General features: G+C 40.3%; 13 protein-coding genes and 2 tRNA genes. 5 read left to right on the top strand and 10 right to left on the bottom strand.

Annotation, left to right across the window (positions count from 1 at the left end; all coding sequences use genetic code 11):
* Positions 1-64: 64 nt before the first annotated feature.
* On the bottom strand, positions 65-808 hold the full coding sequence (locus METLIM_RS08595) for a hypothetical protein (RefSeq protein ID WP_245543516.1): 744 nt from the start codon (positions 806-808) through the stop codon (positions 65-67).
* Between the two features lie 90 nt (positions 809-898).
* Here METLIM_RS08595 and METLIM_RS08590 point away from each other — a divergent pair, with 90 nt between their 5' ends.
* Entirely contained in the window at positions 899-1381 is a 483-nt protein-coding gene (locus METLIM_RS08590) for a hypothetical protein (protein ID WP_004077706.1), read from the top strand.
* Between the two features lie 116 nt (positions 1382-1497).
* Here the strand turns inward: METLIM_RS08590 and METLIM_RS08585 are convergent, their stop codons facing one another.
* Positions 1498-2172: a 2,5-diamino-6-(ribosylamino)-4(3H)-pyrimidinone 5'-phosphate reductase gene (locus METLIM_RS08585; RefSeq protein ID WP_004077704.1), complete on the bottom strand. Its 675-nt coding sequence runs from the start codon at positions 2170-2172 to the stop codon at positions 1498-1500.
* Positions 2173-2309: 137 nt separating this feature from the next.
* Here METLIM_RS08585 and METLIM_RS08580 point away from each other — a divergent pair, with 137 nt between their 5' ends.
* Positions 2310-4154, top strand: a complete 1845-nt coding sequence (locus METLIM_RS08580) for a sensor histidine kinase (protein ID WP_004077702.1) — start codon at positions 2310-2312, stop codon at positions 4152-4154.
* A gap of 111 nt (positions 4155-4265) precedes the next feature.
* On the opposite strand, the gene METLIM_RS16605 is transcribed toward METLIM_RS08580, so the two are convergent.
* The 3 genes from METLIM_RS16605 to METLIM_RS08565 all read right to left on the bottom strand — a co-directional run bounded on the left by METLIM_RS16605 (position 4266) and on the right by METLIM_RS08565 (position 6054).
* A complete protein-coding gene (locus METLIM_RS16605; protein WP_157202267.1) occupies positions 4266-4535 on the bottom strand; it encodes a hypothetical protein in 270 nt (89 codons plus the stop codon).
* A gap of 115 nt (positions 4536-4650) precedes the next feature.
* Positions 4651-5814, bottom strand: a complete 1164-nt coding sequence (locus METLIM_RS08570) for a TIGR04083 family peptide-modifying radical SAM enzyme (protein WP_004077697.1) — start codon at positions 5812-5814, stop codon at positions 4651-4653.
* Positions 5815-5980: 166 nt separating this feature from the next.
* Positions 5981-6054, bottom strand: a tRNA-Phe gene (locus METLIM_RS08565).
* Positions 6055-6394: 340 nt separating this feature from the next.
* Here METLIM_RS08565 and METLIM_RS08560 point away from each other — a divergent pair.
* On the top strand, positions 6395-7372 hold the full coding sequence (locus METLIM_RS08560; RefSeq protein ID WP_004077695.1) for a DHH family phosphoesterase: 978 nt from the start codon (positions 6395-6397) through the stop codon (positions 7370-7372).
* A gap of 28 nt (positions 7373-7400) precedes the next feature.
* Here METLIM_RS08560 and METLIM_RS08555 read toward each other — a convergent pair whose 3' ends face one another.
* A complete protein-coding gene (locus METLIM_RS08555; RefSeq protein ID WP_004077693.1) occupies positions 7401-8189 on the bottom strand; it encodes a hypothetical protein in 789 nt (262 codons plus the stop codon).
* 44 nt (positions 8190-8233) lie between these two features.
* Between METLIM_RS08555 and metG the strand changes: the two genes are divergently transcribed.
* Positions 8234-10234 carry a methionine--tRNA ligase gene (metG, locus tag METLIM_RS08550; RefSeq protein WP_004077691.1) on the top strand — a complete coding sequence of 667 codons (2001 nt, stop codon included), beginning with the start codon at positions 8234-8236 and terminating at the stop codon, positions 10232-10234.
* A 165-nt stretch (positions 10235-10399) separates the two neighbouring features.
* Here the strand turns inward: metG and METLIM_RS08545 are convergent.
* The 3 genes from METLIM_RS08545 to METLIM_RS08535 all read right to left on the bottom strand — a co-directional run bounded on the left by METLIM_RS08545 (position 10400) and on the right by METLIM_RS08535 (position 11672).
* Positions 10400-10474 (bottom strand) — tRNA-Arg (locus METLIM_RS08545).
* A gap of 80 nt (positions 10475-10554) precedes the next feature.
* The gene (locus METLIM_RS08540) at positions 10555-10947 is read right to left on the bottom strand and encodes a DUF473 domain-containing protein (RefSeq protein ID WP_004077689.1); all 393 of its coding nucleotides are present in this window, start codon (positions 10945-10947) and stop codon (positions 10555-10557) included.
* A 5-nt stretch (positions 10948-10952) separates the two neighbouring features.
* Positions 10953-11672, bottom strand: a complete 720-nt coding sequence (locus METLIM_RS08535; protein WP_004077687.1) for a proteasome assembly chaperone family protein — start codon at positions 11670-11672, stop codon at positions 10953-10955.
* Positions 11673-11852: 180 nt separating this feature from the next.
* On the opposite strand from METLIM_RS08535, the gene METLIM_RS08530 reads away from it, so the two are divergent.
* Complete coding sequence (locus METLIM_RS08530; protein ID WP_004077684.1) at positions 11853-12200, top strand: DUF5611 family protein; 348 nt, start codon at positions 11853-11855, stop codon at positions 12198-12200.
* 97 nt (positions 12201-12297) lie between these two features.
* On the opposite strand, the gene leuS is transcribed toward METLIM_RS08530, so the two are convergent.
* Positions 12298-15081 (bottom strand): leucine--tRNA ligase, encoded by a 2784-nt coding sequence (gene leuS, locus METLIM_RS08525; protein WP_004077678.1) that lies wholly within the window; start codon positions 15079-15081, stop codon positions 12298-12300.
* Positions 15082-15091: the final 10 nt, after the last annotated feature.

Raw genomic sequence — 15091 nt, 5'->3', positions numbered from 1 at the left:
TTTTTCTCCTGTCTGGAAATGGTTTGGATATACATAAATAATTTATGTAAAAAATGATTTTTTTTTATTTTACTACGGGGGAAGCATTATCGTCAAACGGATTTGTCCTTATCATAAGGGAGAAAAGATATGGGTAGCGCTCCTGAAGGTGAGACATGTAATCCAGCCACTGAAATACAAGTTTTCCATATGCACGGTTTATATCTCCGTTAAGATGATCAAAATCTGTGGACGGCAGGCATGCAAAGTCATCACGGCACTGTAGTTCCTCTTCAAGATGAAATACTGCCCTTAAAAGCTCAGTAAAGTCTTCATGCTCAAGCAGAACAGGATTTTCAAGGAGCCTTATCATAAAATCCCTTTTTCCGCTTAAATAGCTTTCAAGAGATATTACATCGATGTCAGAGATATTTACTGTGAAACTGTGAGATTTAATATTTTTCCTGACTCTTTCAAAATCATCCTCTGAGAAATCCCCTTTTATGATAAGTTCTTTCCTTATATCCTCAATAGCCGAATCTCCGGATGATAACTTTGACATCAGTCCGGTTCCGACTTCTGAGAAGAAAGTACCTATGACCATGTTCAGTTTATCCATTTTATCTTTTTTTGACCTTACAGAAAGAAGTTTATTCAGCACAACTGTTACAAGAAGGACATTCATCGGCAGAAAACCAAAGGAATTGAAGATATAATTCACTGTATCTCCAGGATTTTGCAGTATTATAAATTTTAAGGAATACACAGTCAGAGTAATACATATAAGAATAACTCCAAGTTTAATTTCCCAGTCTGCTATTTTCATCATTCATTATTGAGTAAATCTGCAAAAAAAACTTTCCTGAAGAATGGATGAGAGCAGGTAAGTTTAAAATATAATATGGTTCATTTTAAAACCATGAGCAAAAAGTATATTTTCCCGCTATTACTGCTGATTACAGTGCTTCTTCTCTCTGCAGGATGTTCGGATTCTTCACGGACCGGTACCGCCGGAACAGAGAATAATCCCACGTCAGCTGTAACACAGGCTTCAGGTCTTCCTGAAGGTTTCTCTCTGAATCCTATGCCAACAGAAACTGTTCCGGACAATTTGCAGGTTCATGCTGCGGCTGTCAAGGATCCCATTTCCGGAGTGATCACCGTAACCTCAAGAGGTGGTTTTGGACAGTATATGGTTGATTATCTGAAGGTCACAGCATATCTCTCAGATGGCGAAATAATTGAAAAACAGCTCAGCGGAGATGTAAACTCAGAACTTATCATTGAAGAAGGAACAAAAGGTGATGACAGGATACTGGTTGAGGCTTATTACGTAAACGGAGAAGATTACAGGATATATGATGAACTGCTGAAATACAGGGAGAGAACTGACAACAGGTAAAATACCGCCCGATTATACGGGGCAGGTCTAACCGGATAAATTCAGACTTAAATAATTTACAGATCAGTAAATTTCCGGATTAAATGGGAATTATAAGAGTTATTCCGGAAATATTATCATTTTACTCTCCACCTGAGAAGGACACCATCATCAGCCTTCTCCATATCAATTAATTCAAGTTTGGTAAAATTTTCTTCTTTGATAAAACCTGTACCGTCCGCAGCTGTGGGTGCACTCTGCCCGCCGATTATGATGCTGCCTATGCAGGTGTAAAACTCATCAATCAGATTTTCTTCAAACAACGACCAGATAAGAGTTCCTCCGCCTTCTACCATTACTTTTTTTATACCAATATCTGAGAGAGCTTCCATAACTCCTCCAAGGTCAACTTTATCTTTCCCGGCTACAATTATATCTGCATAAGGGCTTAATCTCTCAAGATTTTTATCTGATGCCTTTTCAGAGACTGCGATTATCCTTCTGCCAGGCCCTTTATGAAGAATTTCAGCATTTTCCGGAGTTCTGCCTTCACTGTCAATTATAATTCTGACCGGGTTTTCATCACATCCCCGGTCTGTCCTCTCTTTTTTCAGCCTTTCGGATTTGACTGTTAGTGATGGATCATCTGCAATGACAGTTCCGATTCCAACCATGATTGCGTCACTTCCGGCTTTAATTTCATCAACACGAAGAAAATCGCTTCTTCCGGAAATTTTTACCTGACGTCTTTCTGTTGTGGAGAGTTTTCCGTCTGCACTCATTGCAAGGTTAACAAAAACAAAAGGTTTCATTTCAAATCTCTGTTTGTTTTTAGGAGGTCATAATAAAATTGGTTTCATCCGGAGCCATAAGTTTGATCTACATTGTTGGTGTGCAATTGTGAATACATACAGTAACTTTAAAAGAAATAATTTAAGATATAATATAAATGAGTTTTACAGAGGTTGTATCTAAGTCCGGATTATTTGGTTCAATTGAACATAAGGACGTTGTAAAACTCTCGGTTATAGGCTGCCTGATTATATTCTCTGTTCTGATAACAACTATATATTTTCAGTTCAGTTTTTCCGGCACCTATGAAGCCGTAATATTTCTAATCCCGCAGTTATACTATATACCAATAATTCTCATAACGGTCTGGTATCCAAAACGCGGCATCCTGGCATCAGTCCTGATAATTGCAGGATTTTTGCTTGCTGTAACATATTTTTATTATCAGGGTCTGAGAATCGATCCTTTTATTGCCGGAATAAACGCTGCGTTATTCCTCTGGGTTGGTCTTGCATCTGCATATATTGCTAAGAGTTCCGGCATTTTTAATTTTAGATATTTTGGTTATTTTTATAATTCAAAGAACGGGATACTTATTGTTGATGCAAAAAATCTGAAAATAATTGATGCCAACCCAAAAATATGTAAAATTTCCGGGCAGAGCCATAATAAGATTATTGGGAAAAATCTTACAGTATTTCTCTATAATCTGGGACTTGAAAGTTCAAAAACAGATAAAATTATAGATAAATCCGGAATAATAAATGAGAAAATTATAGTAAAATGTTCTGATGATGATGAAAAAATCTTTCTTGTAACATCTGTTGAGAATAACAAAGAAGACAATATTGAGTGTACCTTTATTGATATCACAGAAAGTGAGAGAGAGAAAAAAGATGCAATTGAAGAGAAAGAACTCTTCAGGCGTTTTGTTGATTCATCCGACAATATTTTCTTCATGCTTGATAAAACCGGAAAAATATTTAAGATTCACTGGTCAAAAGCAAAGGAGAATAACATCCGGGAAGAGCTATTATGCGGCAGATATCTGTCACAGTTACTTGGTAACTGTACAGATGAAGACTGCAAAAAATATACCGATTCCATCTTGAGTTCGGGAAGTACAAAATCCTTTAAATCTTATATACTCACATCAGACGGTTTAAAAAAATCCTGTTCTGTCATATCAGGGCCTCTGAATGATTCAGCAGGTAATACTATTGGTATTATCGGATCAGTTGAATTTATCTTTGATAACCACTCTGAGACATTTGAGGAAGACAAAAATATCGGAATCAATTATGAGATGAACAGATGGAATTTTTTTGTGAATAATGCTGCTCATGAATTGCGTACACCTCTTCAGCCTATTGTAGGATATCTGAATCTCCTTTTAGACGATCCTAAAGATTCGGGACTGAATGATTACAGCGCAGGTATGCTCAGAAGGTGTCTCAGCAGTGTTGAGAGGGAATGTGCAATTGTTGAGAGAATGCTTGAGCTGGGCATATGCGAAAGTTACCCGGTTAATCTTTTGATCTCTGAAATAAAACTGCATGAACTGGCTGAAAAAATCATTAAAATCGGTCATTATTCTGACAGTGCAGATATTCTAAACAGAATTGACGGGAATACAGTGATATATGCGGACCGGGACAGACTCTACCAGGTATTAAACGGTATTATTTCAAATGCAGTGAAGTATAATTCTGACCCCAGAGTCGTTGAGATCAGTTTCAGAAAAGACGAATTATACAATTTCATTGAAATTACTGACAATGGGAATGGGATTCCTCCTGAGTCACTGGCACTTATATTTGAACCGTTTTATATCGACAATCTTAGCTTATTAAGCCGTGAATATGGAAGAATTGGACTTGATCTCTCAATTGCAAAAAAATATATTGAACTTCATGGAGGAGAAATTCTTGTATCTTCAGAGAAGGGCAGAGGCAGTACATTTACTGTGAAAACCCCTGTAAATCCTGTAAATAGTTCATAATCACAGATAATGGTCCCCATTTTACTCCTGTGCTGTATCTGCGGAATAATTATTTTATTCTATAATTGTCACACCCAATAAAACCTCAGATAATTTTATCTATAAGCAGATTCACTCAATACATTTACAGAATGCTCTGTGTTTCGGCCTTTTAATTTCCGGGCGTGGAGAATGACGGGTTGTTATAATGGAATTTGTCAGGTATTTGTTTGGCTCATTTAAGAGGTATGCACTTATATTTGCAGGATTTGTAATTGCCTTTCCTGTTGCAGGATTCATTGGTTCTTTTGGTGGTGCAGAAGGGGGCATGTTCACAGTTGACTGTAATCCGGCATGTGTAATATTTTCGATTTTTCTTTTGGTCACCGGAATTTTAATCATATCATATGGGTTCATAAGACTGGAATGAAAAGAGAGTTTTCTTATTTTTGAATTATTGAGTTGCCGGGGCCTTTTCAGTGGGAGAGATGTTCAGCAAAAATTCCGGCTGAAACTCCTATTGGTTCATAACAATTTTTCTGATCAGCGACATCACTCCGGGAATTTCTTTATCTCCGTTCATCCCGCCGAAATGTGACATTCCCGGAGGCGGTGAACTGAACATCTCATTATCCATCCGGTCAGTAATTTCATCATATATTCTCTTATATGCCGGACAATGCGGGTCAACTCCTGCAACCTTTCCGCCACAGGGAACTATTGCATTATACGGACATCCACCGCGGCAGTACCTGATATGCCTGCATTCACTGCATGCAGAATCTACATAATCCTTAAAATCGTGCATAAGTTTCCAGGCTGCGGATTCTGAGAGTTCTTTCATTGTCGGGCGGTCATGAACATTGCCCATGGCATACTCGGGCATCCCTACAAAGCGATAACATGGATAAACTGCACCGTCAGGTCCTATTGCAAATGTTGTCCCCATGCAGTCAGCAAAAGTGCATACATTTCCTCTTCTTGTAAAAACGCTACGGCAGAGATCACTGATATTCATAATTTCCATATCATCCAGATGCTCAAGCGACATATCCAGAAGATAGACCAGAAGTTCACCATACTCCTCAGGAGGCAGCGCCCATTTATCCGGATCACTGCCCCTTAAAGAGGGAAGTGCCGGATGCAGCTTCATTACAAGGCCGTTTTCATAGAAGAATTCAAAGATATCTTCCTTTCTTTTTGCAGACTGGTTTGTGAAGGTGCAGATAAATCTGACACTAAGGCCGTTTTCAATTGCAGTCTTATAACCTTCAAGCGTTTTCCTGTAATAGCCTTTCCCTCTCTGAAGGTCATTGATCTCCTCCGGACCGTCTATACTTGAACCAACAGGAACTCTGTATTCAGCAAGAATTTTTGCCATTTCAGGAGTCATAAGCCAGAGATTGGTCTGTATGGCAAATTCTGGATTAAGATGGTTCAGACCTTCTGAAAGCAGAGGCAGGGCTTTTCTGTAAAATTCCTCTCCGGCAAGCAGAGGCTCACCCCCATGAAATGTAAATGTTACCCGGTCGTCTTTCCTGAAGTCTTTGAGCCATTCAACAATCTCCTTAACTGTCTCAATTGGCATAACAGGAGAATTAGTATCAGAACTCCAGCAGTACTCACAGTTTGCGGGACATCCCAGTGTCGGGATCAGCATGACATGAAAAGGGTTTTTCATCAGAGCAGTTTTTGATTTATTTAATGAATAATTTTGTCTTCCGGAATTCTGGTGATGATTATCTTGTGAATAAGCAAATGCTGAATGATCCGGGGATCAGGATGACGCAGAGAAATATTTACGAAAAATGTGTCGGACAACAGGGCATTAAACCATGTTGTCAGGATGCCTCAACCCGGATTTGAACCGGGGACAACCAGATCTTCAGTCTGGCGCTCTCCCAGGCTGAGCTATTGAGGCTTCGAACTCATGTGAGCAAATAGAATGGGATGTCTCAACTAATAAATGATTTGATTTTAAACCGGAATTATCAAATATGATATCTCTGTTCGATAATTATTTCATCAGAAAAATGTCCAAATCCGGCCTGAACGCGGAATGCTGCATTGGTTTTCCAGGCTGAGCCGCAGTAAACAGCTGAGCACGCATGCCCCAATTTCCGCATTTCAAAGCCTGAGAGCAATATATGCTGTGGAGACCCAGCTTCCGGATATGATCTTTTCCGGGATCAAAAAAGGAATATTGCAGGAAAACCCTGATTTTATCAGGTATATGGTAGAATAATAATCAGGAGTATCAGATGGGTAACAATAAGAAAAAAAGAGATAAAAAAGAGAAATTTATCAGTGCAGTAAGGCAGAGAAGAACGGGTATTGTCCACCTGACCCACAATGATCTGGATGCTGCCGGATGTGATGCAATCCACAGAAGAAAATACGGGAGGGATATATTTACCATCTGGTCATCAGTCGGAGGCTTCATAAATAATCTGAAGAACGTCTCGGAAACCGAAGGTAAGGGAGATATCCTCAGCATCTCAGATCTTGGATATCAGAAGGGGATAGACAGATATGTCAGAAAAGCTGTTTCAAACGGGTGGAAGATCGAATGGCGCGACCATCACAGGTGGACAGACGAAGAGATTAAGGAAACAGAGGGTATTGTTGAATACCTTAAGGTGGACACATCAGTATGTGCTACAGGAATTGTTGCTGAGGATCTGATGCCGGAAGACAGATCATCGGCAGAGATTGCAAAGGTCGTCTGCGATTATGATCTCTGGCGCCATAATGATCCAAGGTCAAAAATTCTCGGAGAGGTCTGCACCAAAAGGAAAAATCTGAATTATGTCCGCGACTGCCTTACTGAAGGCATAATGATTGATGAAGAGATCGAGAAGATATATTCTCATATTGAAAAGGAAAAGAATGAAGCTATTGAGAAGAGCATTAAAAAAACGAAGATATATCAGGGAAAATACAAAATTGCCTTTGCTCCTCTCTATGGCTATCCGAGTGAGACTGCGCATGCAATCCGTGACAGGATGGGGACAGATATAGAAGTGATAGTCTCTGAAAACGGAAGATTTTCGATCAGATCAGAACCACCTGTGAGCCATCTTATAGCAAAAGAGTTTAACGGAGGCGGGCATCCGCCTGCTGCCGGTGGGAGTTTTGACTTTAAGTTTACAGACAAAATGGTATTTAAACTATTAAAAAAGAGCAGATATTTCAAAATACTCTCCCGGAAATCAGAAAATATAACTGCTGAAAGTTGAGGGATTAATTTCCCGGAGTAGTAATGAATTATAGTTCAAATTCGGAAAATTCCGATATTTTTTTCCAGTAGTCCGGATTACCGGGTTTTTCAAAACCTCCGGAGATAATATTTTCCGGGTCAAAATGATTCATTAATTCCTTAAAATCATTTTTCTTACCATCAACAACGGTAAGGGATTTTACCTCGTATTCATTCATTATTTCTGTAAGCACCGGTATTTTATTTGGATAAATTACAATATTCTGCCGGTATTCCAGTATCAAAGACAATATAGAAGCATTAGCTGAGGGTGAAAAGAAGGAGGTTCTGTACTTTGACAGTTCTTCAAGTTCAAACCGGCTGAATCTGTCAGCTATTATGACATGACCTGAAATCCCTGCATCCCTCTGTTCTCTCATTATTTTTGAATATATATCACATAATGATGACAGGAATTCCTCATGATCCTTGTAGTAAACATCCTCAATTCCAAGGGACATTGGTGACGGCAGTGCCATATGTGCTCTCTTCCTGATCTTTGACGCCCTATTTGCATCATAAATAAGATCTTCCTTTAACGGGGCAGGTTCGGACCTTAAAAAACCGCATTTAAGACCGTCTATGGACTCTTCAATTCTTTTTCTGTAAAATATTCCACCAGTACAGGGACTGTCAATATTATTCTGGGATTTAAGCAGAGCTTCAATTTTGTATGTAATCAGATCACAGGATGTCCTGCGCTGATCTGATATCCACGATGAGAGCTCTTTAATATCCGGATTTTTAATATCGTCTGCACCAAGTGATTCTGTTTTCAGGGCTACTTTTTTTTTCATCTGATATTTATGTATTTATAGCATCAAAAGCTAAAAAAATAGGCATGAGTGATACACCGGTTCTTGTGACATGCGGACTTCCGTACACAAACGGACCATGCCACATAGGACATTTGCGCACATATGTGCCTGCTGATTTTTATGTCAGGTTTCTGCGCCACTGCGGAGATGAAGTTGTCTTTGTCTGCGGTTCAGACAATCACGGAACTCCTATAGTAATCAGTGCCGAAGCAGAAGGGATAACCCCGCGTGAAATGTCTGAGAGATATCACAGGCATTTTGATGAGACATTTAAGAAAATGCTCATCAGTTTTGACCGGTTTGGCATGACTGACGATCCGTCAAATCATGCAAGAACAAAAGAAGTCGTTGAAAAGCTCATACAAAACGATCATATCTATAAAAAGATAATAAGCCAGAGCTACTGTCCGGAATGTGATATGTTCCTGCCGGACAGATATGTGGAGGGAATATGCCCATTCTGTGGAGAGAAAGCAAGAGGTGATGAATGTGACCAGGGCTGCGGCAAGCACCTTGAGCCTGGTGAGATCAAAGATCCGGTGTGCAAAATCTGTGGCGGGAATGCAGAACTGCGTGATCAGGAGCATTTCTTCTTCAGGTTATCAGATTTCAATGAAATGTTTGAAGGTTATCTTCCGGATCTTAAAGGGACATCAAATGCCAGAAATTATGCTTCAGGATGGATCAGGGAGGGACTGCATGACTGGTGCATCACCAGAACCCTGAAATGGGGTGTAAAATTCCCCGAACATGATGATCTTGTGGTTTATGTCTGGGTGGATGCACCTATCGGTTATATTGCCTTCACAGAGGAGTGGGCAGAGAAGACCGGCGGCAACTGGGAACAGTTCTGGAAAGGGGATTCACCAGTCATTCATTTCATCGGTCAGGATATTATATATCATCACTGTGTGTTCTGGCCGGCTCTTCTGGAAGGTGCAGGTTACTCAAAGCCGGACGCAGTAGTGGCAAGCGGAATGGTGAAGATAGACGATAAGACATTTTCCAAAAGCCGCGGTTATGTCGTCTGGACGAATGACGATTATCTTGATCTCGGTCTCTCCCCTGACTATCTTAGGTATTACATACTTTCGTACACAAGTCACACAAAAGAACTGAACTTCTCCTGGAAGGAATATCAGGCGCGTGTAAACAATGAGCTTGTTGATACCTTTGGCAATTTCCTCTACAGAACTCTGCACTTCGCCTCAAAAAAACTTGGCGGAGTTCCGGATTACACCCCGGATGAAGAAATAACAGGAAGAATTGAAGAAGCTATATCGGAAACTGAGGCTGCAATACGCGAGTATGAATTCAAATCTGCCGTTGATTCAATAATGTCTCTGGCTTCATATGGCAATATATACATTCAGAATAACGCCCCCTGGAAACTGATAAAGGACGACAGAGAAAAAGCAGAGAAGGTCGTCAGAAACTGTCTTCAGATCGCAAAAGGTCTTGTGATACTCTTTGACTCTTTAATTCCGGAGAAAGCACAGGAAGCATGGGAGATGTTAGGGTTTACAACTTCTGTTAAAGATCAGAATCTCTCAGAGTCAGTTACAGGTTTTGAGAGTGAAATCCTTCCAAAACCTTCCATTCTCTTTGAAAAAATAGAGGATGAGAAGGTGGAGGAATATGAGAAGACACTGAATATCAGAATCGAAGAAGCAGTAAGAAAGGAAAATAAAGAGAATAAGGAAGATAATATGATAACAATTGACGAATTTGCAAAAGTTGAACTAAAGGTAGCAAAAATTTACGAAGCTGAACCTATTGAAGGTTCAAAGAAACTTCTTAAGATACAGGTTGATCTTGGGGATGAAAAGAGGCAGGTAGTTTCCGGAATTGCCCCGTTTTACACACCGGAAGAACTGATAGGGAAAAGTGTGGTCGTAGTGACAAATCTTAAGCCGGCAAAACTTTTTGGCGTGGAGTCAAATGGTATGATACTTGCGGCAGGAGATGATGCGTCACTTCTGACATCCTTACGGGATGTAGAAGCCGGAACAAAGGTGTTATAATCAATAATCAAACAAGAAGCGATTTAAAATAAATAAACTCTTTTTTTCAGAAATCAGTGAATTTTTATAATATCCCGGGGAACAGAGCGAGTGCCGTTATTTTATAATTTATCTGTTCTGTGGTGGGCAGATTTATTTTATTAAGGAATAACTCTGAAAAATAAGCGGACCTGGAGGGATTCGAACCCCCGACATCCGGGTTAGAAGCCCGGCGCTATATCCTGGCTAAGCCACAGATCCATGCAGTCATCTTCTGCTCTATTAGATTAGCATTACTTACTTATAAATGCTTTTTTTTTATCTGGAGAAAAAAATTAGATTTATCCGGCATGATAAACTGAAGATTCATACAGACAGACAGATGTTGGTTTTGCCCATTCACGCCCTTCAACCCTTTTTGCAAGTGCCATATCTATATATTTAAGTTTAATTCGGGCAGACATTCTCTCTTTCTCTTCACATAATAAAGGATTAATCCATTCGGTCACCCTTTTCATAGTAATATTGATCGACTGAACCTCTGCAATTATTCCCCTGTCACCCGTACAGACATCTTCAAGATCAACATCAGTCATAAATATATGATCTCCCGGGAGAATTTCGGTCAGTGTAATGATATTGTGGGCGCTGTATAGTTCCAGAGTTCTTGGTTTACCCTTCTTTAACTCAGTAATTATATTTGGAGAAATTCCTGTTAATGCTGAAACAATCATTTAAATCACCCGTACATAGGAAGATGTTCCTTCTTTGGAGTTCTCGTATCCTCTGTATCACGCACCTGCTCTGCCATCTTCTGCATTGATGCTTCTATCTCCTCGGCCTGTTCCATAAGGGGGTTAACATCAACATCAAAACCATAAAGATCATTCATGACGCCCAATACTGATACTGATGACCGTGGATCCGGGGTATTAACTGTTTCGCCTAAAAGTCCGACTGCGGGAATATTTCTGATTTTACATTCTGTCAGTATACTTCCCGGAATGCCTGAAATACTTCCCATTGGCAGAATTTCTGCTTTGTCTCTGATAATATCGAGGGCTTCAGTTTCAGTTCCTACACCAAATACTCTTTTCTCAGGTGTATTAGTAATAAGCCCGGCAATTACAACGATCTCTTTTAAGTCATATTCCATAAGCCACTCAATAATTGAATGTGATATTTCATAGCATATCGAGGGATGAATAGGAATATCTGCTACAAATGCGATAATGTTCTCCTTTTCATATATTCTTACAGGTGCATTGATGACACCTTCAATCATCATAGTAATTGGCGGGAAATACTTGCTGGTAATGCTACCAATATAGTTGAATCCTGCATTATCTACAAGATACTGTACAGAGATACTGCCCACCAGTCCGCTCCCCGGAAAACCGACTATACCTTTAATACCCCGGCCGGAGGGTGGTTTTGAGAGAATAGTAATATCTTCCAATAAAAACACCTCATATCTGATTATTCAATTATTACCATTATAGCGGCTTTAAATATAGTATTATCGGTGAAATATGTAATATGTCCTGTTTAGCATAAATATCATTTAATCTTCTGTAAGTTCTAAGGAATAAAACTGTATTCAAAAAATCTGATTAACTTTAACGACAGATAGTTAGGTATGCAGGAATATCCAATTAAAAGAGGTTTCAAAGAAGGATTGAAGGAAAGGATGTATGAGGGTATAGAAGAATATTTTGGCTTAAAACCTGAAGATAATGACGGTGTTCTTACCATAAGCAGCGGTGCATTCAAAAAAATGACCGTGAGCCTTGGGGATAAAGAAAAAGCCCTTGTTGTGGATACAGAGTCTGATATATCATTGTATGATAATCTTCCCGAAGAGGAAGCTGACAGAATAGTCCTTGAAACTTCACGAAAATATAATAAATATCTCGAATTTGTAACCGGTTACAATACAAAGGAGAGAAAAAAGAAGGCAACGGATGCAGCAAAGAAAAGCAAGTAATCTCCTCATGTGAGATACATAACCTATTTTTTTCACCGGAAATTCAATATCTGAATTCGCAGGTTTACGTAATTAATCATAAAAAAAGATAGATTTATTATTCTACTACAATTGCCGGTTTAAATGGCAACGCCTGTCCTGATTTTTTGCCCGGATAGTCATCAGCACGGACTACTTCAACAGGCAGATTGAATTCATGCCTCAAAAATTCGGCGGCTGACTCAAATACAGAGTACTCGTCCACCCTGTTTTCAGCAATTCTTAATGTCAGCTCAGGCGGGAATCTGTGTATCAGATTTGTAATCTGCTTTGCAGCGTCAGTTGCATCCTTTCCGCGCTTCTTCATCTCCTCATCTTTCATGATCTCAGAGATTACCTTCTTTCTGTTCTCTGATTTTGCAATTATATCAAAGACGTCACGCTTCCAGTCCGGTGCAATAATAAGAACAATCTTCTCAGCGTCAATCTGAATGAGCTTAAGGATAGATTCAACATCTTCAACTGTCCTTTCAAGAAGCTCTTCTGAGAGTTCAAGTAAAATATCCGTCTTTGATTCTTCAGGCACAGGCCATTTTGCAAAGGCAACTTCTCCTTCATTTCCGGTAATCTCCCAGAGTTTTTGTGCAGTAAACGGAATGAACGGTGAAAGAAGTCTTATCCATGCTGAACTTATCTCTGAAACTGCAGATGATGATCTGACATTTTCAGGCAGGCGGCGGCGGTACCATTTAAGATCAGATTCTATTCCGAAGTAAGCCTCCTGAAGAGCCTGCCTTGTCTGGAATGACTCCATGCATATGTTTGCATTTTTAATTCTCTCCTGCATCCTGGAGATGAGCCATCTGTCAACAGGATAACTTTCCTCTGATTCGGCACCTTCATGTATTGTATTCCAGAAACGTTCTATCTGTTTTCTTGTAGAAGATACAAGCTCTTTTCTCCAGTCAAAGTCCTGCCAGGGCTCTGCACTGCCAACAAGGAACATTCTGACGGTGTCAGCACCGACTTCCTGTACTGCATCCTCCAGAAGTATAACATTACCTTTGGAAGAGGACATCTTTGCTCCTTCCAAAAGACCCATTCCAAAGACAACCATCCCTTTTGGCTGAAGTTCTTCAGGGAAGAGCGCCTTGTGGTGGAATAACTGGAATGTCAGGTGATTTGATATTAGATCCTTAGCTGAAAATCTAAAATCATATGGATACCAGTATAAAAATTCTGACCTTAGATCGGATATTGTCTCTTCATCTAAAGGAAGATCTGCCGGGCTGCCTTTTCCGAGGAATACATAATCAAATACTTCGGGTGTCAGTTTATCCGCTTCAAGATTTACAAGCTTATGGGCAATTGTATAAAATGCCATATAAATTGTGGAATCGGAGAGCGGCTCAACAAGCCAGTTTTTGTCCCAGGGAAGTTTTGTACCAAGACCTACCCTTCTTGTACATGCCCAGTCCTTAAGCCAGTCCACAGTCCTGTCAAATTCTGTCCGGACTTCGGCAGGCACAAGATTAATTTTGCCAATCTGTTCATGAACTTCTTCTTTCCATTCAGGATCACTGTACTTCAGGAACCACTGATCCTTCAGAATTCTGACATAAACCCTGCCACCACAGCGGCACATGACATCTCTGACATCAAAGTCGTACATTGCCATTGAACCATGCTGTTCAAGCATAATAGCAGAAAATTCATCGCGCGCAACACGTACAGGCTGACCGCCGTACTGCGGGAGCATTCTTCCGGATGTGAACTCCGCGCTGTAAATCTCCTGTGTGAGGGTTTCCATGCCGGGGTCATTCTGGTCTTTAATACCTGATTTCTCTACGGCATCCATGGCGGGGAACTCACCATAGCCTTTTACATTGATTAGAGCAACCGGAACAATTTCTGTGTATCTGCCTTCTTTCTGAAGGTCCCTAAGTGCAATGTAGTCAAATGGAGCATGCGCGGGAACACTCATTACAATTCCGGTTGCCATATCCGGATCTACAAAAGTTGCCGGAAGAATGGGAACCTCTCCTGAAAAAGGATGTAATACCTTTTCATCTATCAGTTCACTGCCGGAAATTTCTCCCTCTGTTGTAAGTTCATGATCCTGAAGGCGTATTTTATCTGCTGCTTCGGGAGACAAAATCCATTTCTGACCGTCAACAGTTACTTTTTTGTACACAACATCCGGATTTATCCAGAGATTTGTTACACCATATGTTGTTTCAGGCCTGAGAGTAGCACAGGGGATTGTATATTCGCCCCATTTAAACATTACAAGAACGTACTTTACAATCTCTGCCTTTTCTCCCTCCAAAAGATCATGGTCCCCCACAGGATTATCGCACTGTGGGCAGTATTTGACTGGATGTGCACCCCTGATGACCCGGTTCTGGTCCATAAGGTGCAGATACTGCCATTCTATGAATTTGCTGTACTGGGGATATACAGTAGTAAAACGTCTTCTCCAGTCGATTGAGAGACCACACGCCCTCATTACGCGCTCATATTCACTGCTGAAATACTTTACAATCTCATCAGGGTCAGTAAATTTATCCAGGACATCAGCAGGGACCCTGTAAAGCTCACTGTACAGCTTTATTGTCTTCTCATCACCATTTGCAATCCTCCGGGATATTCCTATGACAGGCGTTCCTGTAACATGGAATGCCATGGGGAAAAGAACATGCTTCCCTTTCATTCTCCAGAAACGTGCGATGACATCAGGTACAATATATGTTCTTCCGTGTCCTACATGCATTGCTCCGCTGGGATAGGGATATGCAACATTTAAATAGAATTTATCTGCCTCACCCGGATCAGCTTCAAATATATGCGACCAGGACTCTCTGTAATTATCTTCGTAAACTTCTGTTTCAAACCTGCTCACTTACGATCAC

The sequence above is a fragment of the Methanoplanus limicola DSM 2279 genome (assembly GCF_000243255.1).
GTDB classification, from domain to species: domain Archaea; phylum Halobacteriota; class Methanomicrobia; order Methanomicrobiales; family Methanomicrobiaceae; genus Methanoplanus; species Methanoplanus limicola.
This window is presented reverse-complemented; position numbering and strand designations above follow the sequence as displayed.